The sequence below is a fragment of the Shinella sp. WSD5-1 genome, assembly GCF_963942435.1.
GTDB lineage: Bacteria > Pseudomonadota > Alphaproteobacteria > Rhizobiales > Rhizobiaceae > Shinella > Shinella yambaruensis.
The window spans coordinates 326,363-350,823 of the sequence record NZ_OZ012597.1; the positions used below are offsets into that span (position 1 = coordinate 326,363).

22 protein-coding genes are annotated in these 24,461 nt (G+C 65.4%); 12 read left to right on the forward strand and 10 right to left on the reverse strand.

Features of this window, described 5'->3' with window-relative positions; all coding sequences use genetic code 11:
- Positions 1-14: 14 nt before the first annotated feature.
- From AABQ55_RS24670 to AABQ55_RS24685, 4 genes are all read right to left on the reverse strand, one after another.
- Positions 15-1,037: an ABC transporter substrate-binding protein gene (locus AABQ55_RS24670; protein WP_272807568.1), complete on the reverse strand. Its 1,023-nt coding sequence runs from the start codon at positions 1,035-1,037 to the stop codon at positions 15-17.
- On the reverse strand, positions 1,030-2,076 hold the full coding sequence (locus AABQ55_RS24675) for a LacI family DNA-binding transcriptional regulator (protein WP_272807567.1): 1,047 nt from the start codon (positions 2,074-2,076) through the stop codon (positions 1,030-1,032). Before AABQ55_RS24675 ends, AABQ55_RS24670 begins: the two co-directional genes overlap by 8 nt.
- A 140-nt stretch (positions 2,077-2,216) precedes the next feature.
- The gene (locus AABQ55_RS24680; protein ID WP_272807566.1) at positions 2,217-3,731 is read right to left on the reverse strand and encodes a M81 family metallopeptidase; all 1,515 of its coding nucleotides are present in this window, start codon (positions 3,729-3,731) and stop codon (positions 2,217-2,219) included.
- A 124-nt stretch (positions 3,732-3,855) separates the two neighbouring features.
- Positions 3,856-4,653, reverse strand: a complete 798-nt coding sequence (locus AABQ55_RS24685) for a transporter substrate-binding domain-containing protein (protein WP_272807565.1) — start codon at positions 4,651-4,653, stop codon at positions 3,856-3,858.
- 242 nt (positions 4,654-4,895) lie between these two features.
- Between AABQ55_RS24685 and AABQ55_RS24690 the strand changes: the two genes are divergently transcribed.
- A complete protein-coding gene (locus AABQ55_RS24690) occupies positions 4,896-5,774 on the forward strand; it encodes a LysR family transcriptional regulator (protein WP_272807564.1) in 879 nt (292 codons plus the stop codon).
- A gap of 2 nt (positions 5,775-5,776) precedes the next feature.
- Here AABQ55_RS24690 and AABQ55_RS24695 read toward each other — a convergent pair whose 3' ends face one another.
- On the reverse strand, positions 5,777-6,382 hold the full coding sequence (locus tag AABQ55_RS24695) for a helix-turn-helix domain-containing protein (RefSeq protein ID WP_272807563.1): 606 nt from the start codon (positions 6,380-6,382) through the stop codon (positions 5,777-5,779).
- Between the two features lie 215 nt (positions 6,383-6,597).
- Here AABQ55_RS24695 and AABQ55_RS24700 point away from each other — a divergent pair, with 215 nt between their 5' ends.
- From AABQ55_RS24700 to AABQ55_RS24750, 11 genes are all read left to right on the forward strand, one after another.
- The gene (locus AABQ55_RS24700; protein WP_272807562.1) at positions 6,598-8,559 is read left to right on the forward strand and encodes an oxidoreductase; all 1,962 of its coding nucleotides are present in this window, start codon (positions 6,598-6,600) and stop codon (positions 8,557-8,559) included.
- 120 nt (positions 8,560-8,679) lie between these two features.
- A complete protein-coding gene (locus AABQ55_RS24705) occupies positions 8,680-9,297 on the forward strand; it encodes a helix-turn-helix domain-containing protein (protein ID WP_064332806.1) in 618 nt (205 codons plus the stop codon).
- Between the two features lie 42 nt (positions 9,298-9,339).
- Positions 9,340-10,413: an extracellular solute-binding protein gene (locus tag AABQ55_RS24710; protein ID WP_443021169.1), complete on the forward strand. Its 1,074-nt coding sequence runs from the start codon at positions 9,340-9,342 to the stop codon at positions 10,411-10,413.
- A 335-nt stretch (positions 10,414-10,748) separates the two neighbouring features.
- Positions 10,749-11,606 carry an ABC transporter permease gene (locus AABQ55_RS24715; RefSeq protein WP_272808133.1) on the forward strand — a complete coding sequence of 286 codons (858 nt, stop codon included), beginning with the start codon at positions 10,749-10,751 and terminating at the stop codon, positions 11,604-11,606.
- Positions 11,607-11,608: 2 nt separating this feature from the next.
- On the forward strand, positions 11,609-12,394 hold the full coding sequence (locus AABQ55_RS24720; RefSeq protein ID WP_272807561.1) for an ABC transporter permease: 786 nt from the start codon (positions 11,609-11,611) through the stop codon (positions 12,392-12,394).
- A gap of 3 nt (positions 12,395-12,397) precedes the next feature.
- Positions 12,398-13,504, forward strand: coding sequence for an ABC transporter ATP-binding protein (locus AABQ55_RS24725; RefSeq protein ID WP_272807560.1), 1,107 nt, complete (start codon positions 12,398-12,400; stop codon positions 13,502-13,504).
- 18 nt (positions 13,505-13,522) lie between these two features.
- Complete coding sequence (locus AABQ55_RS24730) at positions 13,523-14,908, forward strand: NAD(P)/FAD-dependent oxidoreductase (protein WP_272807559.1); 1,386 nt, start codon at positions 13,523-13,525, stop codon at positions 14,906-14,908.
- Positions 14,909-14,927: 19 nt separating this feature from the next.
- On the forward strand, positions 14,928-15,287 hold the full coding sequence (locus AABQ55_RS24735) for a cupin domain-containing protein (RefSeq protein ID WP_272807558.1): 360 nt from the start codon (positions 14,928-14,930) through the stop codon (positions 15,285-15,287).
- Between the two features lie 95 nt (positions 15,288-15,382).
- Positions 15,383-15,979, forward strand: coding sequence for a DJ-1/PfpI family protein (locus AABQ55_RS24740; protein WP_244766174.1), 597 nt, complete (start codon positions 15,383-15,385; stop codon positions 15,977-15,979).
- A 23-nt stretch (positions 15,980-16,002) separates the two neighbouring features.
- Positions 16,003-16,353, forward strand: a complete 351-nt coding sequence (locus AABQ55_RS24745) for a ribbon-helix-helix domain-containing protein (RefSeq protein ID WP_244766173.1) — start codon at positions 16,003-16,005, stop codon at positions 16,351-16,353.
- A 394-nt stretch (positions 16,354-16,747) separates the two neighbouring features.
- Positions 16,748-17,770, forward strand: coding sequence for an LLM class flavin-dependent oxidoreductase (locus tag AABQ55_RS24750; protein WP_272807557.1), 1,023 nt, complete (start codon positions 16,748-16,750; stop codon positions 17,768-17,770).
- 101 nt (positions 17,771-17,871) lie between these two features.
- Here AABQ55_RS24750 and AABQ55_RS24755 read toward each other — a convergent pair whose 3' ends face one another.
- From AABQ55_RS24755 to AABQ55_RS24775, 5 genes are all read right to left on the reverse strand, one after another.
- Entirely contained in the window at positions 17,872-20,067 is a 2,196-nt protein-coding gene (locus AABQ55_RS24755; protein ID WP_425314243.1) for a TonB-dependent siderophore receptor, read from the reverse strand.
- 166 nt (positions 20,068-20,233) lie between these two features.
- Positions 20,234-21,118 (reverse strand): AraC family transcriptional regulator, encoded by an 885-nt coding sequence (locus tag AABQ55_RS24760; RefSeq protein ID WP_244766170.1) that lies wholly within the window; start codon positions 21,116-21,118, stop codon positions 20,234-20,236.
- Between the two features lie 131 nt (positions 21,119-21,249).
- Positions 21,250-22,755, reverse strand: a complete 1,506-nt coding sequence (locus AABQ55_RS24765) for a tripartite tricarboxylate transporter permease (protein ID WP_272807556.1) — start codon at positions 22,753-22,755, stop codon at positions 21,250-21,252.
- 9 nt (positions 22,756-22,764) lie between these two features.
- Positions 22,765-23,226 carry a tripartite tricarboxylate transporter TctB family protein gene (locus tag AABQ55_RS24770; RefSeq protein ID WP_272807555.1) on the reverse strand — a complete coding sequence of 154 codons (462 nt, stop codon included), beginning with the start codon at positions 23,224-23,226 and terminating at the stop codon, positions 22,765-22,767.
- Positions 23,227-23,373: 147 nt separating this feature from the next.
- Complete coding sequence (locus tag AABQ55_RS24775; RefSeq protein ID WP_272807554.1) at positions 23,374-24,357, reverse strand: tripartite tricarboxylate transporter substrate-binding protein; 984 nt, start codon at positions 24,355-24,357, stop codon at positions 23,374-23,376.
- Positions 24,358-24,461: the final 104 nt, after the last annotated feature.

Genomic DNA, 24,461 nt, shown 5'->3' on the forward strand with positions numbered 1-24,461 from the left:
GGTTCAGGACGCCTTTACTGCGCGACCGCCGTGTTCCACTCGGCGAGCCACTTCTCGCGGTAGTCGAGGGTCGTCGCGGCCGGCAGGAAGGTCAGCTTGTTGGCGACGTCGGCGCCGTAGGTAAGCTTCTCGGCGATTTCCGGCGCGACCACGACTTCCTTGTTCGCCGGGCTGTCGATCAGCATTTCGGCGATCTTCGTCTGCATCGGCGTCGAGAGCCAGAAGTCCATGAACTTCAGCGCCAGTTCCTGGTTCTTCGAGCCCTTGACGAGCACCATGGCGTTCATGTCGCCCGCGTCGCCTTCCTTGGTGGCGGCCCAGCCGATCGGCAGGTCCAGCTTGGAAATGCCGGCCCAGGAGAAGTGGCCCATCGGCGCGGCCCAGATCTCTTCCTGCTGCATGAGCTGCACGAGCTGCGAGCTCTTGACGTAGAAGGTGACGAACGCGTCGCGCTTCTCGCCGACGGCGGCCATGGCGTCCTTGAGGTCGGGCGAGTCCTTGCTGAGCGCCTTGCCGATCATGTTCAGCACCGGCCCGCCCTGGTTGGTGGTGATGTTCGGCAGGGCGACGTGATCGGCATATTCGTCCTTCAGCAGGTCCGCCCAGGATTCGACCGTCATCTTGTCGGTGCGATAGGCGATGCCGGTCTTGTAGATGGTGTAGCCGACGCTCATGCCGTCGCCGTTCGGGTCCTTGGCGAAATCGTAGAGCTTGTCGTAGTTGGAGAGCTTCGCCGTATCGATCTTGTCGGTCAGGCCCTTGCGCGCGGCGGAAAGCGCGTCGGCGAGCGAGAAGACGGCCATGTCGATGACCGGGGCATCCTTGTTGGCTTCGAGCTTGGCAAGGCGTTCGATGCTGTTGCCGGTTTCCACGACCAGCTTGCAGCCGCATTCCGCCTCGAAGGGCTTGTAGAGCGCTTCGGTGAATTCCTCCTGGACGAAGCCATAGACGGAAATGGTCAGCGTCTGCTCCTCGGCGGATGCGAGCGCACCGCTCATGAGCCAGAAGACGCTGGCGGCCAGTACTTTCTTATGCATGCTTGGACTCCTCCTGGGAAAAACCGGCAGATGGCGCGGGACCACTGGAACGGCGGATGACAAGCTCCATCGGCACGGCGGCCTTTCGAGCGGTGACGGGCGGGCTCGGCGTGTCGTCCGAGGTCTCGCGGGACTGGATCGCCTCGACCAGCGCATCGAGCGCCAGCGTCGCGATTTCCGGCATGTTCATCTTCACGGTCGTCAGCGGCGGCGAGATGAAGGACGACCATTGCAGATTGTCGAATCCGGTGATGCTGGCCGCCGCCGGAATGGCGATGCCGGCCGATTGCAGCTCCGTGAGCGCGCGCAGCGCATGGGGATCGGAAACGCAGGCGAAGGCGGTAAAGCCGCGCTTGCGCCAGTCCGCGAGCCCGAGCGCGCAGCCCTTGCCGTGCCGGGCCTCGAGTTCGACGATCCAGATGGTTTCCGTCTCGACGCCCGACAGCTTCGAGTGCATGCCGCTGATGCGGGCGTTCTGCACATTCGAGCTCGGATCGTCGCCGATCAGAAGGACCTTGCCGTGCCCGAGCGCCGCAAGGTGGCCGGCGACCTCGGCGCCGCCGGCGAAATGGTCCGCCGAGACGGTGTTGCGCGGCGTCGTCGGCGTGTCGATGATGGCGATGGGGCAGCGCGTTTCCGGCACCGTCGTGCCGCGGCGGGGAACGATGACGATGCCGTCGACGCCGCGCTCGATGAGCTGGAAGATCGCCTTGTCCTGCGCGGCGATCTCGTCGCGCGAATTGGCGATCAGCACGCCGTAGCCCGCCCCCGTCGCCACGCGCTCGATTTCCTGCGCGATCTCCGGATAGAGCGGATTGCCGATATCGGGCAGGACGAGGCCGAGCACGCCGCTGCGGCCGGTGCGTAGCGCCCTGCCCGCCTGACTCGGCACATAGCCGAGCTTATCCGCCGCATCGCGGATGCGCCTTGCGAGTTCCGGCGACAGGCGCCCCTTGCCCGACAGTGCATTCGATACCGTCGCGATCGACACCCCGAGGTGGCGCGCCAGTTCCGAAAGGTTGGGTCGCGAAGGCTTCACGGCTGCTCACCGATGTGATTAAACGTTTAATCACATTAGCACAGTTTAAAACATTGTCAATTGCCGCTGTTTCCTGCCGGTGGAAAACAGTCTTCGCTTGCACCCCAGCCGACGCGGGCCACCGGCGGATGGCCGGGGGCTCAGATTGTCCCCGTCACCGCAAGGCCTTCAGAATCCAGCGGAAAAACCGGACGGCGAAGACGCGTATAGGTCCGGCGTGCAAGATCCGGCGAACTCAGCCCGCCGGCATCCGTCACGATCATGCGCGCGGCGATCGGCCCGAACGCGCCCTTGAAGTGCTGCATGGATTTCACCGCGAGGATCGCCCTTTCGGTCGGCTCGATGCCGACGGCGCGGAAGATGTTCTTGTCCAGCATCTGCATGCGCTCGGAAACGATCATGATGTCGAGCCCGCCGACGCGCAGGCAAACGCTCCTGCCGCAGGTGCCGGGCAGGCCGGTGAACATCGGCCCCTCGAAGACGAACCTGCCGTCGGTAACCGCCATCACCGTGCCGGTCACCGTCAGGGGACCGCCGCCGACCGCCGGATCCGTGCGCCCGCCGATCGTCACCGTGACCTCGGCCCCGACGCCGGCCGCCGCGATCTCGCGCACCGCTTCCGGATCGAGCAGCGCCCCGGCCGCGGCATTGGTGAGCCGCGCCTCCAGCATGGCGGCGATCAGCGCCGTGCAGTCGCTGTAGGCGCCCGACCCGGGATTGTCGGAAAAATCCGCCACCACGACGATGCCGTCCCTGGGATCGGCGGCCTTCAGCGCCGCGATGCATTCGGCCAGCGGCACCGGCTGCGTCCATTCGTTGCGGAAGGACCAGATGGCCGCGCAGAGCCTTTCGCCGACGCCCTCGGCCGCCGTATCGGGCACAATGGCGCTGTCATAGGTGACGACGACGCTCGGCCCGGCGGCCCAGACATCGGCATCGGTGAAGCCGGCATTGATCGAGACGGCGAGCATGCCCGGCGCGGCCGCTTCCGCCGCGGCCCTTTCCAGGAGGCGGCACATCGGCCCGTTGTCCGTCGTGCGCCCGTCGTCGCAGCCGAGCAGCATGGGCGGGCGGCGGATGGCGAGCTTCGGCGCGATCTCGCCGGCCATCGCCCGGTGCAGCAGGTCGCAGGCCTCGACGCCGACCTCCCGCATGTCGATATGCGGATAGGTGCGGAAGGAGACGGAGATCTGCGCGAGATCGGCCAGCTCGTCGAAGACATTGGCGTGCAGGTCCAGCGTGATGGCGACCGGCACCGCATACCCGGCCACCGCACGGATTTCGCGCAGGAACTGGCAGTCGCCGTCCTCGTCCGTCTCCGTCACCATCGCACCGTGCAGCGCCACGAAGATCCCGTCGAACGGTCCGCTTTCCTTCAGCCGGCGCAGGCATTCCTGCGTGATCTCCGCCCGTGCCGCTTCAAGGATGATGCCGTTCGGCTCGGCATGGGCGGCGACGATGTAGACCGGCGTCCAGCCCCTCGCACGCGCAACCTCGATCGCCCCGCCCACTTCCGATCCCGTACCCTCGAAATTCAGCGGGATCTCGCCGCCCTTGAAATAATGCGAGGCATGGAAATCGTCGATCCCGGTCCGCTTCCGCGTGAAGGTGTTGGATTCGTTGATGAACTCGATGATGGCGACACGATAGGACATGAATATCCTTCCCGCCCTCGCCGGGCGGGCAATGAAAGAGATAAGAGAGCGGATCGTGCCCCGATCCGGGCAGGCAGCGACGGCGGACGAGGCCCGCTGGCGGACCTCGTCCCGTCAGAGCCGGTTATCCGCCGAAGAGCGCGCTCGCATTCTTCGGCTTCTCGCGGATGTCGAAGTCGAAATACGTCTTGCGGATCGTCTCATAGGTGCCGTTGCGCACCAGTTCGGCAAGGGCGGCATTCACCCGCTCGCGCAGGGCATCGTCATCCTTGCGGAAGGCGAGGCCCGCACCGAGCGTACCGTCCTGCAGGAACTCCTCCCCGACGAAGACACAACAATCCTCGCCATCAGCCAGCCAGTCGGCGATGGCGATCTTCGATTCGACCAGGAGATCGAGGCGGCTGGTCTTCATGTCGAGGAAGGCTTCGCCGAGCGTCGGATAAAGCTTGACCTCGTTGTCCGGGAAGAAGTCCTTCAGCATGTCGGTGGCGATCGAGCCGGATTGCGTGCCGATCACCAGGTCCTTGACGGCATCGGGCTTGACCTCATGGAGGTTCAGCTCCTTCAGGGCGACGAAACGCATGGCGTTGAAATAGTAGGGATCGGAAAAGCTCACCTGCTCCATGCGCGCCTTGGTGATCGCCATGGAGGAGGCGATGATATCGAACTTGCCGGCCTGGAGCGCCGGTATGATGCCGTCCCACTCGTTGGTGCTCCATTCGCATTCGGCCTTCAGCTCGGCGCAGATCGCATTGCCGATATCGATGTCGAAGCCCTTGAGCTGGCCGTCCTCGGCGACGTAGTTGAAGGGCGGATAGGCCCCCTCCGCGCCCATGCGGATCGTCTCGGCCGCGGCCGACGCCACTCCCGACAGGATGATCGCGGCCGCCGTGCACGCATGGAGCGCCATTTTTCTCATCATCGTTCCCTCATCGTGTTTGTGTCGCCGGCTTGCCTCGCCCACAGCCCCGCCCTCCGGCGCAAAACGCCAAGGCAAAAGAAATAACCTGAATTTCCTGGGTCTTGGTGAACGATGCATCCGGTCGGTTTCGTTCTGCCCGTGTAGGATTACCGTTGAGCCGGCGGCGCAACAATGCAAAAGATATATTCCCAATCATTAGTTTTCCTCATGGTTCGATGACAGACCGGCACCATCGGCGACACTTGGCCAATCTGCGCGCGCTGCGCGCCTTCGAGGCCGTGGGCCATCACCGGAGCTTCACGGCGGCGGCGAGCGAGCTCTCCGTCAGCCAGGGCGCCGTCAGCCATCAGGTCAAGCAGCTCGAGGAACGGCTCGGCCGGCGCCTCTTGGAGCGCAATTCGCGCGGCGTCAGCCTCACCGCGGAAGGCAGCCTGCTGCTCGACGCCTGCGCCCGCGCCTTCGATGATGTCGCCAATGTGCTCTCGCTCATCGGCCAGGAGACGGAGACGAAGGTCCTGCGCATCCGCACCGGCCCCTTCTTCGCCATGGAGGTGCTGGTGCCCCGCATGGCCGGCTTCCTGGAGCAGAATCCCGGCATCCAGCTCCATCTCAGCAATCTGGAGGCGCGCAGCGGCGCGGTCGAGCGCGAGGACGCACAGATCAAGTACTGCATCCATCCGCCGGCGGGAGACTACGCCGTCGAGGTGCTGCGCGAGCGCCTCGTCCCGGTGTGCAGCCCGGCGATGCTCGCCAGCGTGAAACAGGCCAGCGACCTGCTCTTCAGCCGCAGCGTCGCGCGCCTGCACTATCGCAATGCCGATGACTGGAAGAACTGGCTGACCCACAACAACCTGCAGGAAACGCAGACGAACGCCAACCTGTTCTTCGACGACCAGCACACGCTGCTTGCCGCCGCGCGCTCCGGCCATGGCATCGGCTTCTCGCACCGCGCCTTCGTCGAGGCGGACATTGCGCGTGGCACCCTGTGCGTGCTTTCGGAAGAAACCTTCCAGCCGGAGGAATCCTACAAGTTCATCTGCCCGAAGGAGAGCATGGAGGCAAACCCCGCCCTCGCCCGGTTCCGCGACTGGCTGCTCCGGGAAATCGAAACCGTGCGCTGACGTCAAAAGCTGGGCGGGCTGATCGCCCAGAGCACGACGGCATCGCGGCTTCCCGGATTGCGATAGCGATGCGGCTCGCCGGCGGAGTAGGAGAAGCTGTCGCCCTCGCGCAGGTGGAAGTGCCGCGCGCCCACCCATATTTCCAGCTCGCCGGCCATGACGATCCCCACGGCATCGCCGGCATGGCTATAGCTCTCCGCGCTCTCGCTGCCCGACGGCAGGCGCGTGTGGATCATCTCGACCTGAAGGCTCATCTTCGGCGTCAGCAGCTCGTCGACGATGCCGCCGTCATACTGGATGCGCAGGCGATTGCCGTGGCGGATGACATAGCCCTGCTCGGCCTGCGGCACCGGCGCCGCGCCGCCGAAGAACCACTGCACGGTGACTCCCAGGCTGCGGGCGATGCCGACCAGCGCGGGAATGGACGGATAGGCAAGGTTGCGTTCGATCTGGCTGATATAGCCGGTCGAGAGGTCGCAGCTTTCGGCCAGCTGGGCGAGCGTCATCCCGCGCCGCTTGCGCAGGCCGCGGATGCGCTCGCCGAGCACCGGATCCTCGCCGGCCGCGGCCCCGCCGCCATGCGCCCCCGAAACGTTCTCGTCCACCATCGCCGCCTTCCTTCCCGCGCCGCGCCGGCGCATCGGCTCACAAGGTTGTCCAGAATGCGCCTCATGGCAACATATTTTGCCTTCAGTAAAAAAATTCGTCGATTTTTTACTTTGAATAAAATATAAGCACCTCGTTTCGCTCGCTCGGGATGGGAGGACTGAATGATCGGGATCGTGCATACCATGCGCCACTGTCGCAACACCGGGAGCGCCGCATGAGCGCGCCCGCCGCCTTCCCGCACCTGTTCCAGCCCCTCACGATCCGCGGCGTGCGGCTGAAGAACCGCATCATGTCGACCGGCCACGACACGACGCTGCCGACGGACGGGCGCGTCAACGAGGCCCTTATCGCCTATCACGCGGCGCGGGCGAAGGGCGGCGTCGGCCTCATCGTCAGCCAGGTGGCCGGCGTGCACGAGACGGCCCGCTACACCTCGCATATGCTGATGGCGACGGACGACGGCTGCATCGACGGCTACCGCAGGCTGGCGGAGACCTGCCATGCCCATGGCTGTGCGCTCTTCTCGCAGCTCTTCCATCCGGGCCGGGAGATCATGGAAGGCGGCGACGGGCTGCTGACGGTCGCCTATGCGCCCTCCGTCACGCCCAACGAGCGGTTTCGCGTGATGCCGCGCGCGCTCGACCAGGCGATGATCGACGAGATCGTCGCCGGCTACGGCGCGGCGGCCCGGCGCATGCATGAAGCCGGTGTCGACGGCGTGGAACTGGTGGCGAGCCACGGCTACCTGCCGGCCCAGTTCCTGAACCCGCGCGTCAACCGGCGGACGGACGGCTATGGCGGATCGCTGGAGAACCGGCTGCGTTTTGCCGCGGAAGCGCTGAAGGCGATCCGTGCGGCGACATCGGAGGATTTCGTCGTCGGCCTGCGCATCAGTGCCGGGGACCGCGACGAGAACGGCCTGACGCCCGATGAGGCGCTGGAGGGCTGTCGCCTGCTCGAACCGCTGGTCGACTATGTCAACGTCACGGCCGGCACCTCCGCCTCGCTCGGCGGCGCGGTGCATATCGTGCCGCCCATGGCCTATCGCAACGCCTACCTTTCCAGCGACGCCGCCCGCTTCCGCCAAGCGCTGAAGGTGCCGGTCTTCGTCGCCGGCCGCATCAACCAGCCGCACGAGGCCGAGGCGGTCATCGCCGCGGGCGCGGCCGATGTCTGCGGCATGACGCGCGCGCTGATCTGCGATCCCGAGATGCCGGCAAAGGCCGAGGAGGGCCGCACCGACGACATCCGCGCCTGCATCGCCTGCAACCAGGCCTGCATCGGCCACTTTCACCGCGGCGTGCCGATCTCCTGCATCCAGCACCCGGAGACCGGCCGCGAGCTGGCCTTCGGCACGCTGGTGTCGGCGGCCGCACCGAAGAAGGTCATGGTGATCGGCGGCGGGCCGGGCGGCATGAAGGCGGCCGCGATCGCCGCCGCCCGCGGCCATCAGGTCACGCTCTATGAAGCCGCGAACCAGCTCGGCGGCCAGGCGCTGCTCGCCCAGCAATTGCCGCGCCGCGCCGAATTCGGCGGCATCATCACCAATCTTTCGCGTGAACTGGAACTGGCGCAGGTGCGCGTGGTCAAGGGCGTTCGCGTCGATGCGGCCTTGGTCGAGCGCGAAAAGCCCGATGCCGTCGTGCTCGCGACCGGTGCCACGCCCTACATGCCCGAAATCCCCGCCGACGACAGCGTCCAGGTGGTCGATGCCTGGCAGGTGCTGCGCCGGGAGGTCAAGACCGGCGGCCGCGTCGTCGTCGCCGACTGGCGCTGCGACTGGATCGGCCCCGGCATCGCCGAGTTGCTCGTCGACAACGGCTGCAGCGTCGAGCTCGCCGTCAACGGCACCCATCCCGGCGAGCTGCTGCCGCTCTACGTGCGCGACAACATCGCCGCCGAACTGCACAGGAAGGGTGTCGGCATCACGCCCTATGCCCGGCTCTACGGCTGCGACAGCGGCACCGTCTACCTGCAACACACCGTCAGCGAGCAGCCGATCGTCTTCGAAGGCATCGATACGCTCGTGCTCTGTCTCGGGCATACGCCGGCGGACGAACTGCGGGCGATGCTTGCCGGGCTGGTGCCGGAGGTTCATCTCATCGGCGACTGTCTGGCGCCACGCACCGCGGAAGAAGCGGTCTATGACGGGCTGAAGGTGGGCACCGCCCTGTAAGGCGCCCTCAGCTTGCCGGAGACGGATCCGGCACGGCCACAGAAAAATCGTCGCCCGTCGATTTTAGCGGTTGCCAAAATGTCGTTCACTTAATACCTTGTTAAGTGAGGGAGCGAGGCCATGGACGACATCGCGGTTGCGACGAAGAATCAGGCTGCCGTCGGCGAGAAGGTGAAGGCCTTCCGCACCGCCCGCCGCATGTCTTTGCGCACGCTGGGCGAGGCCACCGGCACGACCGCAAGCTTCCTGAGCCAGCTGGAACGCGGGCTCAGCGGGGTCAATATCAGCACGCTGATGCGCATTGCCGGCGCGCTCGGCATCAGCCTGACGGACCTCTTCGAGGAAGCGGCCCCGCCTGTCGGACGCGTGCTGCGCAAGCATGAACGCCCGGCGCTGCCGCCGGCCGAGGGCTATCGAAAGATGCTGTTGTCGCGGCGGCCGATCCGCGACATGGAAGTCTATATCGGCGAATTCGATCCGGGCGGCTCGACGGGGGAAAAACCCTACAGCCACGGGGATTCGCATGAACTCTTCTTCGTCCTGCGCGGTGAGGTGGAACTCACGCTCGGCGAGGAGCGCCATGTGCTGTCGGCCGGCGACAGCATCGAATATCCGACCTCGGTTCCGCACAAGACCGTGAATATCGGCGCGGAACCGGCCGAAGTCCTGTGGATGATCGCGCCGCCGACCAGCGTCGCCGACGACCTCGACAAATACCTGCCACGGGCGGGCTCGTAACCGCGGCAGGAACAACGCACGCGAGCGCTACTGGGAGTATCGATGATGAAAAAATTTGCGGGGGCTTTCGCCCTGACGATGACGTGCGCCCTGGCCTTGCCGGTATTCGCACAGGAAAAGCCGGTCGCCGGCGCGGTGGAGGAAGGCTCGCTCAAGGGCAAGACGCTGACCTTCGTCTCCTACGGCGGCATCTACCAGGACGGCCAGGTGGCCGCCCTCCAGGAATTCGTGGAGAAATCCGGCGTGACGCTGCTCAATGACGGCCCGACGGAGATCGCCAAGCTGAAGGCGCAGGTCGATGCCGGCAACGTCACCTGGGATGTGGTCGACACCGCCGACCTGCCGCCCTACGTCCATTGCGGCACGCTGTTCCAGAAGCTCGACTTCTCCAAGCTCGACGTCTCGAAAATCCCGCCCGGACAGGTCGGCGAGTGCTCGGTCCCGGCAATGAACTATGGCGTCATCTTCATGTACAAGACCGAGACCTACAAGGACAATCCGCCGCAGAACTGGGTGGACTTCTTCGATACGGAGAAATTCCCGGGCTCGCGCGCCATCGACGGCAGCGGCGATCCGACCGGCGGCCTGATCGAGCAGGCCTTCAAGGCGACGGGCGGCGACCCGAAGGCGATGACGCCGGACGACATCGAGAAGGGCATCCAGAAGCTGCGCGACCTCGGCCCCGACACGATCTACTGGAAGACCGGCGCCGAATCCCAGCAGCTCGCCGAATCCGGCGAGGCCGACATGATCATGATGTGGACCGGCCGCGCGATGACCGCCGCGAAGAACGGCGCGGCCTATACCCCCGTCTGGCAGGACTGGCTGGTCGTCATGGACCAGATGACCATCCCGGTCGGCGTCAAGGACACGGATGCGGCCTATGCGCTGCTCAACGCCTATCTCGGCCAGCGTTCGCAGGAGATCCTGACCGAGAAGACCTCCTACACGCCGATCCACATGGACGCCAAACCGCAGGTCGACGAGATCACCGCGTCGTTCCTCACCTCGACGCCCGAGCGCATCGCGCAGGGCTACCAGCAGAACATCCCGTTCTGGGTGAAGAATTTCGACCTCGCCGCCGAGAAGTGGAACGCACTGCTTTCCGGCAATTGAGGCGTCTTCCGAAAAGGGGAAGGGAAGGCAAGACGTCGCCTTCCTGTCCCTTTCCCCTCTGGTCTCCCGCCGTAGGCTAGGGCAACCGCATATGAAATTCGACGTCGCCGTTTCTCCCTTCTCCCCCGCGGGGAGAAGGTGGCCCGAAGGGTCGGATGAGGGGGTTGTGCGGATAGATCATTTCGATCTTTTGCGCCTTCGACCTCCCCCTCATCCGCCTGCCGGCACCTTCTCCCCGCGGGGGAGAAGGGAACGTGGCAACGGCGAATTCCAAATGCGACGCCCTGCGCAAATGCCAGAACCCAACCGAACCACAGGAGACGACCGTGACCGACATGCCTGACAGGCCCGCTCTCCTCACGCGATGGCGACCTCGCGGTGCGGTTTGGCTCGCCGCTCCCGCCGTGCTGGTGCTGCTCCTCGCGCTTGCCTATCCGCTGGCGATCGTCGTGGTGCGCAGCTTCACCGATCCCGCCCCCGGCCTCGACAACTACGTCTGGTTCTTCCAGTCCGCGGTAAACCGCACCGTCCTGCAACGCACCTTCGTCGTCGCCGCCTGGGTGACGCTCGTCTCGCTCATCTGCGCCTACCCCTACGCCTATGCCATGACCATCGTCGGCAGGAACCTGCGGCTGGCGCTCATCCTTTGCGTTCTCGTGCCCTTCTGGCTGAGCGGCGTGGTGCGCACGCTCGCCTGGGTCATCCTGCTGCAGGATTCCGGCGTCATCAACTCGTTCCTGCGCGGCCTCGGCCTCCCCCCGGTCAAGCTGATCCGCACGCTCCCCGGCGTCGTCATCGGCATGACGCAGGTGCTGCTGCCCTTCATGATCCTGCCGATCTATTCCGTGATGAAGGGCATCGACACGCGCCTGCTCCAGGCCGCCCGCAGCCTCGGCGCGAAACCCTGGAGAGCCTTCCTGCAGATCTACGTGCCGCTGTCGCTGCCCGGCGTCTATGCCGGCGCGATCATCGTCTTCATCCTGTCGCTCGGCTTCTACATCACGCCGGCCCTGCTCGGCGGGCCGCGCAGCATCCTGCTCTCCTCGCTGGTGCAGAACCAGGTGCTGAGCCTGCTCAACTGGGGCCGCGGCGGCGCGATGGGCGTCGTTCTCCTCGTCGCAACCTTCGTGCTTCTCGCCATCGCCGCCCCGCTGATGCGCCAGAAACATTCCTCGACCCGCAGGGAGGCGTAAAAATGCCCTCCTTCCCCCGCGTCGTCCTCGGCCTGTTCTGCCTGCTCGTCGCGGTGCTGCTCTTAGCGCCGACACTGGTCGTCATCCCGATGTCGTTCAACGGCAACAAGTCGCTCGCCTTCCCGCCGGTCGGCTTCTCCTGGCAATGGTACGACAACTTCTTCCGCAATCCCGACTGGACGACGAGCTTTTCCAATTCGCTGATCATCGCGCTGATCGTCGCGGTGGTGGCGACGGTGGTCGGCACGCTCGCCGCCTTCGGCGTCTCCCGCGCGGCGGCGCGCACCGGCGGCCTGCTGCGCGCCCTCCTCATCACGCCGATGGTCGTGCCGGGCGTGGTGCTGGCGATCGGCATCTACGCGGTCTACCTCGATACGCATCTGGTGGGCACGGTCACCGGCTTCGTGCTGGCGCACACCATGCTCGCCATTCCCTTCGTGCTGATCGCCGTGCAGGCAAGCCTCGAAGTCTTCGACCGGCGGCTCGAAACCGCCGCCGCCAGCCTCGGCGCCGGCCGGCTGACCGTCTTCCGCACCGTGACGCTGCCGCTCATCCTGCCCGGCATCCTCTCCGGCGCACTCTTCGCCTTCATCACCTCGTTCGACGAGATCATCGTGGCGCTGTTCATCACCAGCCCCTATCTCAAGACGCTGCCGGTGCAGATCTACACCTCTATCACCCGCGACGCCGACCCGACCGTCGCGGCCGTCGGCACGCTGCTCTTCCTCGCGACCTCGCTCATCATCATCGCCGGCCTGCTTCTCGGCATGCGCCGCGCAAGGACCTGACCCATGACCGCATCCGCTGGCGCCGCCATCGAAATCCGCAAGGCATCGAAACGCTACGGCGCGTTCACCGCCCTCAACGACATCGACCTCCATATCCGCCCCGGCGAGTTCATGACGCTGCTCGGCCCCTCCGGCTCCGGCAAGACGACGACGCTGAACCTCATCGCCGGCTTCACCGACATCAGCTCCGGCACGCTCGAAATCGGCGGCAGGAGCGTCACCGGCCTGCCCTCGCACAAGCGCAACATCGGCGTCGTCTTCCAGCACTACGCCCTCTTCCCGCACATGACGGTCGGCAGGAACGTCGCCTATCCGCTGACGCTGCGCGGCATAAGGGGCGAGGAACGCGACCGCCGGGTGAAACGCGCCCTCGACATGGTGAAGATGGCCGATTTCGCCCATCGCTACCCGAACGAACTCTCCGGCGGCCAGCAGCAGCGCGTGGCGCTCGCCCGCGCCCTCGTCTTCGATCCGCCGCTGCTCCTGATGGACGAACCGCTCGGCGCGCTCGACAAGAAGCTGCGCGAATGGCTGCAACTCGAAATCAAGCGCATCCACCGCGAGCTCGGCACCACCTTCGTCTACGTCACCCACGACCAGGAGGAAGCGCTCGTCCTCTCCGACCGCATCGCCGTCTTCAACGGCGGGCGCATCGAGCAGATCGGCACGGGCCGCGAACTCTACGATCATCCCGCGACGCTCTTCGTCGGCCGCTTCATCGGCGAATCCACCGTCCTGCGCGGCAAGGCCGAAACCGCCGGCGACGGCACGACGATGACCATCGGCGGCCAGAGGATCTTCGCCCAGGGCCGCCTTCCCGGCGAGGCCCGCCCGGTCATCCTGCTCCGGCCTGAGCGCGTGGGGCTGAAGCGCCCCGGCGCGGACGCCGCGACGGGCGAAAACCGCCTTTCCGGCACGGTCACCGAGGCGATCTATCTCGGCTCCGGCTCGAAATACGAGGTGCGGCTGGCGGACGGAACGGTCGCCGTGGTGCGCAGCCCCCTCGGCGCGGCCGATTTTGCCATCGGCGATACCGTCGACATCGCCTTCCTGCCCACCGACCTCACCCTTCTCCCCGATGATGCCAGCGCCGACGTGACGCTGACCTGAACCCCGAAAGCCTTTCCCATGGACGTCAAGACCAACGGTGACATTTCCTTCTGGTATGCCGATATCGGCGGCATCCCGCAAAAGCGCCCTCCCCTGCCCGGCGACCGCGAGGCCGATGTCTGCATCATCGGCGCGGGCTATACCGGCCTGTGGACGGCCTACTACCTGAAGAAGGCCGACCCCTCGCTCAACATCGTCGTGCTCGAACGGGAGTTCGCCGGCTTCGGCGCCTCCGGGCGCAACGGCGGCTGGCTTTCCGGCGGCTTCAGCTGGTCGCGGGAAAAATACGAGAAGACCTCCAGCCGCGGCGCGGTCGTCGATCTGCAGAACGCCATGGCGGGCACGGTCGACGAGGTCGAGCGCGTCACCAAGGCCGAAGGCATCGACGCGGACCTCATCCGCGTCGACAAGCTCGTCGTCGCCACCAATGCGGCCCAGCTCGAACGGGTGCGCGAGGAATACCGGTTCGGCCTCGACTGGCAGATCCCGCCGGAGCGCCTGCAGCTGCTCTCGGCGGAGGATGCCGCAAAGCGCATCCGCATCGCCGATCTCAAGGGCGCCGTGCTCTACCGCAACATGGCGCGCGTGCAGCCGGCCAAGCTGGTACGCGGCCTCGCCAGGGTGGTCGAGGGCCTCGGCGTGTCGATCTGCGAGGGCACGACCGTCACCCGCTTCGAACAGGGCCGCGTTACGACCGACCGCGGCACGGTGCGTGCGCCAAAAATCATCCGCGCCACGGAGGGGTTTTCCGCCGGCCTGCCCGGCTTCGAGCGCACCTGGCTGGCACTGAACAGCGCGCAGATCGTCACCGAGCCCGTGCCGGACGCATTGTGGAAGGAGATCGGCTGGGAAGGCCATGAACTGCTCGGCGATGCGGCGCATGCCTATTGCTACGCCCAGCGCACCCGCGAGGGCCGCATCACCATGGGCGGACGCGGCGTGCCCTATCGCTACGGCTCGGCGACCGACGTCAACGGCCAGACGCAGCAGGCGACGATCGATGCGCTCCATGCCATCCTGACCCGCCTCCTGCCGCAGACGAAAGCGCTGAAGATCGACCATGCCTGGTGCGGCGTGCTCGGCGTGCCGCGCGACTGGTGCACGACGGCGGGCTTCGACCGAACGACGGGCATCGGCTGGGCCGGCGGCTATGTCGGCCTCGGCGTCTCCAGCTCGAACCTGGCCGGCCGCACGCTCTGCGACCTGGTGCTGGACCGCAAGACGGAACTGACCGGCCTGCCCTGGGTCAACCGCACGGTGCGCAAATGGGAGCCGGAGCCCTTCCGCTGGCTCGGCGTGCATTCGATGTACCAGCTCTACCGCATGGCGGACGACCGGGAGTTTTCCGGCCTCTCGCGCACCTCCAAACTCGCGGCGCTCGCCGACAGCATCACCGGCCACTGAGCCAGATACGGGACAGACCATGATCAGCTTCGAAAACTTCGGCGACCTCCTCCAGCGCGACATCGGCGCCTTCGCGCCCAAGCCGACCTCCATCGAGGGCGAGCAGCAGGAGGCCACCCTGCCCCTCTGGACGAGCCCGGACGGCAAGATGGAAACCGGCATATGGGAATGCACGCCCGGCCGCTTCACCGCCGACCGCAGCGAGATCGCGGAGATCTGCCATATCCTTTCTGGCCGCGTGACGCTGCACAACGGCGACGGCACGAGCCGTCAGATCGGCCCGGGCGAGATGTTCGTCCTGCCGCTCGGCTGGCGCGGCGAATGGACGATCCACGAGCGGACCCGCAAGATCTATACGATGGTGGCAAGGGGCGTCTGAAGGCGCCTGCCCTGAATTTTCACTGTAGTATCCCCTTAGTACCCGCTCGCATGCCGTCCTTGCTAAACTCCTCCCATTGGTTTTGGGAGGAACAGATGCCAGCTTCGAAAATTCTGATGATCACCGGCGACTTCACCGAGGACTATGAAACCATGGTCCCGTTCCAGACGCTGCTTGCCTGCGGCTATACCGTGCATGCCGCCTGCCCCGGCAAGAATGCAGGCCAGACGGTCGCGACCGCCATCCATGATTTCGAGGGCGACCAGACCTATTCCGAAAAGCGCGGCCACAATTTCACGCTCAACGCCACCTTCTCCAGCATCCGCGCCGAGGACTACGACGCGCTTGTCATCCCCGGCGGCCGGGCGCCCGAATATCTGCGCCTCAACCCTGATGTCATCAAGGCCGTGCGGCACTTCTTCGAGGCCGGCAAGCCGGTGGCGGCCATCTGCCACGGCGCGCAGCTTCTCGCGGCGGCCGGCGTCCTCACGGGCCGCACCTGCTCGGCCTATCCCGCCTGCCGCCCGGAAGTGGAGCTTGCCGGCGGCATCTATGCGGATATCGCGATCGATGACGCGGTCTCGGACGGCAATCTCGTCACCGCGCCCGCATGGCCGGCGCACCCCTCCTGGCTGCGCCAGTTCATGGCTGTGCTGAACGCCGCGTCCCTGCTACAAACGGACGCCGCCTGAGGAGACAGGCAAGGGAGGCCGGGATGTGTGAACTGTTCATCAAGGCGGATGCGAGGCTCTGGGAGAGCACCACGCGTTCGCTGCGGATCGACGGCATGGTGACGAGCGTGCGGCTGGAGAATTTCTTCTGGTCGAAGCTCGAGGAGATCGCGCGCCGCGATCGCATGAACGTCACGCAGCTGATCACCAGGCTGCATCATGAATCGATCGACGCAGGCCACGACCTCGGCAACTTCACGTCCTTCCTGCGGGTGTGCTGCGCGCGTTATCTCGATCTCCAGCTGACCGGCGACATCCCGGCGGACGTCAACCAACCGATCGCCGGGCTGAACGCACCGGCGATCCTCGTGCGCGAGCGGGAAAAGTACCACTGACGCCCCTTCCCGTTCACGCGGTAATTTCACCCGCCATGCCCTCGATTGCATCCGCCCGGCCGCGTGAAGAGAGCCGGGACATGGGGCGCCACAAGGAGCGGCTCCCAACCATCACGGATCCGCCAGCGTGCGGTTATATACCCATACGATCAAAAAACCGCACAGGGCGCAGAGAGTTTCTTTGGAATGCCGAGGGCAAGGCTATCCTTCCTGAAATCCAAATAACCGTCCGTGCAAGCGACAGGGCATAGCGCGCCGCAGCCTCGACCGGCGTGAAAGCGCCAAACGGTGAACGCTGCGTTCTCGTTCCACACCTTTCCAAGCCCTGTCCGATACCCCATCTTCGCCGGCGACACCCATCCCAACGGACGCCCCGGCGTCGAGGTAAAGATCCATGAAGAAAATCGGTTTCCTTTCCTTCGGGCATTGGACCCCCTCCCCGCAATCCGAGACCCGCTCGGCCGGCGATACGCTGCTCCAGTCGATCGACCTTGCCGTCGCGGCCGAAGAGCTCGGCGCCGACGGCGCCTATTTCCGGGTGCATCATTTCGCCCGGCAGCTCGCCTCCCCCTTCCCGCTTCTCGCCGCCACCGGCGCCAAGACGAAGACGATCGAGATCGGCACGGCCGTCATCGACATGCGCTACGAGAACCCGCTCTACATGGCCGAGGATGCCGGCGCCGCGGACCTCATTTCCGGCGGGCGCCTGCAGCTCGGCATCAGCCGCGGCTCGCCCGAGCAGGTCATCGACGGCTGGCGCTACTTCGGCTACCAGCCGCAGGAGGGCATGAACGACGCCGACATGGGCCGAAGGCATGCCGAGGTGTTCCTGGACATCCTGAAGGGCGAAGGCTTCGCACAACCGAACCCGCGACCGATGTTCCCCAACCCGCCCGGCCTCCTGCGCCTCGAACCTCATTCGGAGGGCCTGCGCGAGCGCATCTGGTGGGGCGCGAGCTCGAATGCCACGGCCGTCTGGGCCGCGAAGCTCGGCATGAACCTGCAGAGCTCGACGCTGAAGAACGACGAGACGGGCGAGCCGTTCCATATCCAGCAGGCCGCGCAGATCCGCGCCTACCGCGAGGCCTGGAAGGAGGCCGGCCACAGCCGCACGCCGCGTGTTTCGGTCAGCCGCAGCATCTTCGCGCTCGTCGACGATCGCGACCGGGCCTATTTCGGCCGCGGCGGCAAGGAAGCGGATTCGATCGGCTTCATCGACGACAGAACGCGGGCGATCTTCGGCCGTTCCTATGCCGACGAGCCGGACAAGCTCATCGAGCAGCTTGCCGCCGACGAGGCGATCCGGGAGGCCGATACGCTGCTTCTGACCGTACCGAACCAGCTGGGCGTCGAATACAACGCCCATGTCATCGAGGCGATCCTGAAACACGTCGCACCTGCCCTGGGCTGGCGCTAGGCGCGCTTTCCATTGTGAGCGCCACGGATATACCACATAAAATGAGGAAAGCGCGCCAGGGACGCCCTGACGCGCTTTTTGTCTTTGTTCCTCAGGCAGGATCAAAAGGACGTGCTTGCCTTCAGCATGAACGTGCGCCCCGCGCCGTAGCCGCAGGAGTTCGCGCCCTGGCAGGTCGCAACATATTCCTTGTCGAACAGGTTGGAGACGTTCAGCGCGACACCCCAGTTGTCCTTCTCGTAGCGGATGGCCGCATCGACCAGCGTGGCGGAAGGAACGCGGAGCGTGTTCTCGCGGTCCGCCCAGGACTTGCCGATGTGGCGTACGCCCGCTGCAACGCTCACGCCCTGAAGCATATCGTTCTGGAACGAATAGTCCGCCCAGAGCGAAGCCGTCAGTTCCGGAACCTGGATCGGCGTGTTGCCGGCAGGCGTGCCGTCGAATGCGCCGCCGGTCGCCTTGGTGACTTCCATGTCGAGATAGGTCAGCGCACCGATGAGCTTCAGCCCCTCCGTGACATTTGCCTGGATCGACGTTTCGAAGCCGCGGGCCTCCACCTCGCCGATGGCGGCCGTCTGGGGAATGCCGTTGACCGTGATCGTGCTGGGCACGTTCTCGCGCGTGATGTCGAAATAGGCGGCCGTGATGAGGGCATCCATGAAGTCCGGCTGATACTTGACGCCGACTTCCCACTGCTTTGCCGTTTCCGACTTCAAGAGGTTGCCGTCATTGTCCGTCGAGGTCGTCGGATTGAACGAGGTCGAATAACTGACATAGGGCGTCAGGCCGTTTGCGAATTCATAGGCGAGTGCCGCGCGCCAGGTGAATTCGCCTTCGTCGCTCTCGGTGGAGTTGGCAGCGTTGATATTGTCGTCAAGCTCGGTCTTCACGAAGTCGTAACGGCCGTTGAGCGTGGCGATCCACCCGCCGCCGAACTTGATCTGGTCCTGCGCATAAATGCCGAGCTGGTCGCGGCGCAGGTTCTGATCCAGATACGGATTTCCGAGCGCCGGAATATCGACACCGTAAACCGGGTTAAGCGGATCGAGATCCAGGTTGCCGAAGCCGACGGCCTGGGCCTGGTCGATCGAGTAGTACCGGTAGTCCAGTCCAAGAAGAAGATTGTGATCCAGCGCCCCTGTCGCAAATTCCCCTTCGAGCTGGTTGTCGACCGTGAAGATATCGACATCCGTGTCATGCGCGAAGCGATAACGGGCCAGCTTCGTGGGATCGGCCAGCGACCACCCGTTGGCATAGAGCGCGTCTTCCTTGAGCGAGACGCTTGCGTAGCGCAGGTTCTGGCGAACCGTCCAGTTGTTGTCGAACGTATGTTCGAACTCGTAGCCGATCATGGCTTGCTGGCGATCGTATTCGTCAAGGCTCTTATCGCCGTAGAACAGGTCGGTCGGGATCCGTCCCACGCCGGGCGCATCGACGACCGTGCCGAGATACGGCAGGAAACCCGTGCTGGTGTGCGTCAGGTCGATATGCTGGTAGGAGCTGAGGAAGGTAAGGCTCGTTCCCTCATCCGGCTTCCATGTGAAGCTGGGCGCGATCGTGCCGCGGAAATCCTCCGACTTGTCCGTCTCCCAGCCGCCGCCGGAGATCTTCCCGGTCAGGCGGTAGCGCAGGACGTCGTCGCTGCCGAGCTTGTCGCTGAAATCCACGCCCAGATAGCCGTTGCCGAAGCTGTTGATGCCCGTCTCGACGTAACGCAGCGGCTCATCGGTGGGGCGCTTGCTGACGAAATTGACGAAGCCGCCCGGATTGGCGCCACCGTAGAGCGCGGAGCTCGGTCCCTTGATGACTTCGATGCGCTCCAGGAAGAACGGATCGACGAGGAACGTCCCGAAGCCGGTCTGGAACAGCGAAAGCCCGTCGAGGAAGACGCCGGTCTGCTCGGCCTGGAAGCCGCGGATGAAGAGCCAGTCGGTGTCGGAATCGGTTCCGTAGGTGGATGCATTCACCCCGGCGACGTAGCGCAGCGCCTCATCGATCTTCTGGGGGCTCTGATCGTCCATCTGCTCGCGCCCGACGACGGAGACCGACTGCGGGATCTCGTTGAGGTCCGTCGCCGCCTTGCTGCCGGTACGCGTCGATTTTGCGACGATGCCGCGTACGGGTTCGACACCGGTGTCAGCGACCGCGTTGGGATCGCCCTGCTCGACCCGGACCTCTTCCAGCCGTGTCGTGCCTTCCGCGTCCTGTGCGAACGTGGAAAGCGGCGCCAACAGGCCGATTGCCGCCGTGCCGCACGCAAGCGTCAACCTCAGCCGCCGCTGGTTCTTCGACTTCATCATCATCTGCGCATACCCCACTCGTCCCGCTCGCCTGCCTGAGCGGCCTTCCAACAATAAGATGAGTGCTTAACTCAGTTTTAACGATCGGGCTTGTCGCATTCCGCGAAAATTGTACGTTCTTGGGCAATTTTCCGTGCGATGAACAATCGCCCGTTCGCCGGCGTCAGGCGAGCTGCGCCTTCTGCCAATGGGCGGGCGTCGTGCCGAAATTCTTGCGGAAGACGCGGGTGAAATGCGCCTGGTCGGCAAATCCGGTCTCGGCGGCGATCTCGGTCAGAGGATGGTTGCCCTGCAAAAGCAATTGCTTGGCACGACGCAGGCGGGCATTCACCTGCCATTGATGGGGCGCGACGCCGGTCGAGGCCTTGAAGGCGTGGCTGAAATGGGATTGCGACAGGCCGATAAGGTTGGCAAGCTCCTCGAGGCGGATGTTGCGCAAGCAGTTTTCTTCAATGAAATCGGTCGCGCGGCGCAACTGCCAGGCGGCCAGCTTGCCGCGCTTGCGGCCCGGCGCCTTGCCGAGCTTCATGACGTCGATGATCAGCGCCAGCGCCAGCCCGTCGCCATAGAGATCGTGCAGCGGCTGCGGATTGGTGCACTCGGCGGCGATCAGCTGCGCCAGCGAGAGCAGGCGGCTATCGGAGAAGAACAGCTGCGGGGTGGCAAGCCGCTCCGGGTCGAGGTCCTCCGCCAGCCGCCGGCTGACCGTCTCCACGTCGAAATGCAGATCGAGATGGCGCAGGAACTGATGATCGGCCAGGTCCGCCCAGAGCTCGAAATTCGCGGGGATATAGGCAATCGGGCAATGCCGCCAGTCCTCGACGGACTCCGCCCCGCCCGGTGCCAGGCGGATGCGGGAATCGCCCGGTCCCCGCTTGTCGAGCAGGATGAAGAGCCGCGGGTCCCGCCCGACATAATAACCGCCGGCACGGGCCGCGCATTCCACGTCCCAGACATCGGCGACAATGCCGTTCCAGTGCCGGCGGTTGAGACCGCCGACGACGGAGAAGCCCTCGATCCTGTTCTGCATGCGCGGCTGGAACGTCATCTTGCCCTGCGACTATTCCTTCTATTTTTTGTCAAGTTTTACCCCGATTTCCGCCGCAATGCAACATCACTAAAATAAAGGGAGGAGCAGTTCGTCGCCGCTCCTCCCCTCCCCCGCAGGTTTTCCTGTTTTCAGTCTTCTTCTTGGAAAACCTCTTCACGCTTCTTCTTGACCGAAGGCAGGAAGACGATGATGAGGACCGCCAGCGCCAGTGCCAGCAGGAACGCGCTGATCGGACGCGTGACGAAGGTGCTCGGATCGCCGCGCGACAGGATCATGGCGCGGCGCAGGTTCTCCTCCAGCAGCGGCCCGAGCACGAAGCCGAGCAGCAGCGGCGCCGGCTCGCAGCGCAGCTTCACCAGCAGGTAACCGCCGAGGCCGAACAGCGCGACCGCATAGAGGTCGTAGACATTCGAGTTCACGCTGTAGACGCCGATCGAGCAGAAGGCCATGATGATCGGGAAAAGCACGTAATAGGGCACCGTCAGCAGCTTCACCCAGAGGCCGATCAGCGGCAGGTTCAGCACAACGAGCATCAGGTTGCCGATCCACATCGAGGCGATGATGCCCCAGAACAGCGTCGGCTGTTCGGTCGCGACATTCGGCCCGGGCACGATGCCCTGGATGATCATCGCCCCCACCATCAGCGCCATGACCGGATTGGCCGGGATGCCGAGCGTCAACAGCGGGATGAACGAGGTCTGCGCGCCCGCATTGTTGGCCGATTCCGGCCCCGCGACACCGGCGACCGCACCCTGGCCGAACTCCCGGGGGTTATCCGAGACACGCTTCTCCACCGTGTAGGAGGCGAAGGCGGCAAGGATAGCCCCTCCCCCCGGCAGGATGCCGAGCGCCGAGCCGATGGCCGTGCCGCGCAGCACCGGTCCCATCATGCGCCGGAAATCGTCCTTCGTCGGCCAAAGGCCGGAGACCTTGGCCATCAGCAGGCTGCGCGTCTTCTCGCCTTCGAGGTTGCGCAGGATCTCGGCGATGCCGAAGACGCCGACGGCGACCGCGACGAAGTTGAGCCCGTCGGCATATTCGCGGATGCCGAGGGTGAAGCGCGGCGTACCGGTATAGATGTCCGTGCCGACGAGGCCGAGCAAAAGCCCCAGCGCCACCATGGCCAGCGCCTTGACGATCGAGCCATGCGCCAGCGCGATGGACGAGACGAGGCCGACGACCATCAGCGAGAAATATTCGGCGGCGCCGAATTCGAGCGCGATGGCCGTCAGGGGAATGGCGAAGATCGCGACGAGGAAGGTCGAGACCGTGCCGGCGAAGAAGGAGCCGAGCGCGGCAATGGAAAGCGCCGCCCCCGCCCTGCCCTTGCGCGCCATCTGGTAGCCGTCGATGGCGGTCACGGCGGACGAGGATTCGCCCGGCATGTTGATCAGGATCGCCGTGGTCGAGCCGCCATATTGCGCGCCGTAATAGATGCCGGCGAGCATGATCAGCGAGGAGACCGGCTCCAGCTTGAAAGTGATCGGCAGGAGCATGGCGATGGTTGCCGTCGCGCCGATGCCGGGCAGAACGCCGATCAGCGTTCCGAGCAGCACGCCGATGAGGCAGAAGGCAAGGTTCTCCGGCGAGAGCGCCGTGGAGAAGCCGAGCGCAAGATTGCTGACAAGATCCATGCGCGCCTCCTAAAGCCGGGTCCAGGGGCCGAAGCGCTCGAACGGCAGCCCGAGGGCGTAGCTGAACACCAGGACGGAAAAGAGCGTGATCGCCCCGGCCAGCAGCACCGCCAAGAGCGGCTTCATGCGCGAGGAGGCGAAAGCGGCGATGAGCGCGGCGAAGAACAGCGACGGCACGAAGCCGAGGCCGCGCACCGTCAGCCCGAAGAAGACGGGAGCCGGCAGGATGAACAGCATGCCGCGCAGCGCCAGCGGCCCCATGGGCTCGCCCTGCACCCGCGTCGCCTGCACCAGCACGACGACGCCGAGCAGCGTCAGGATCGCGGCGAGGATCAGCGGGAAATAGCCCGGCCCCATGCGGAAGGCCGTGCCGAGGTCGAGATCAAGGCATTGATAGATAAAGAAGCCGCCGAGCGCGATAAAGGTCAGGCCGCAGATCGCATTGGTGCTGTCGAACTGTAGTTGTTTCATGGGTTCCCCTCTTCCAGCGGCCGGAACGGCCGCGCGGGCGGTCAGGGCACATGGCGGCAGCCGATGCCGCCATGTGCCGGTCCGTGCGCCGGCAGGCCGCTTCCGCCGTTATCGACGGAAACGCCGTGCGGCATTTACGGGTTGACCTCAGTCAGCGTACTGGCCGGCGGCCTCGATGACGGGCTTCCAGCGCGTGATCTCGCCTTCGAGCTTCGCCTTGAGGGCGGCCGGCGTCGCCTCCTCTTCCGCTGACGGCGCCGTGCCGAGCTCGGCAAAGCGGGCGACGACGTTGGGATCCTTCAGGGCGACCTGCAGCGACTTGGAAAGCCGCTCCGTCACGTCTGCCGGCGTGCCCTTCGGCGCATAGATGCCGTGCCAGATGCCGACCTGGAAGCCGGACAGGCCGGCTTCTTCCGCCGTCGGAACGTCCGGCAGGTTGTCGAGGCGGGCAGGGGACGTCACCGCATAGGCCTTGATCGTGCCGCCCTGGATCTGCTTCGTCGTGTTGGTCGTCTGGTCGCACATGACGTCGACCTGTCCGCCGAGCAGGTCGGTCATCGCCGGGCCGGTGCCCTTGTAGGGAACGGTGACGAACTGCGTCTCCATGGCGCTCATCAAGAGCATGCCGCACAGATGCGAGGCCGCGCCGATGCCGGCATTGGCCACGGTCACCGTGTCCTTGTTCGCCTTCATGTAGTCGATCAGGCCCTTGAGGTCCGTCGGCTCGAGGTCCTTGCGGGCGACGATGGTCATCGGCACGTCGGTGACGAGGCCGACATATTCGAAGGCATTCAGCGTGTCATAGGCGAGCTTGCGATAGAGCGTCGCGCTGGTCGCCATGCCGATATGGTGGAGCAGCAGCGTGTAGCCGTCCGGGTCGGCGCTCGCCACGCGGCCTGCGCCGAGCGTGCCGCCGGCGCCGCCGACATTCTCGACGACGATCTGCTGGCCGAGATTCTTCGACATGGCTTCGGCGACGAGGCGGGTCACCGTATCGGTCGGGCCGCCGGCGGAGAAGGGCACCACCATGGTGATGGTGCGCTCCGGATAGGTCTGGCCGAGCGCAGACGTGGCGAGCAGCGATACGGCGAGTGCGGCCGAAACGCCGAACAGGGCTTTCAAGGTGTTCATCAAATCCTCCCGATGAGATGCCCGGCCGGCGTGGCTCCTCCCGCGCCGGTCCTGGATGGCCTAGAAGGGCCTCCGCGACCGCGAGTCGGCAAGCGGCGAGGGGA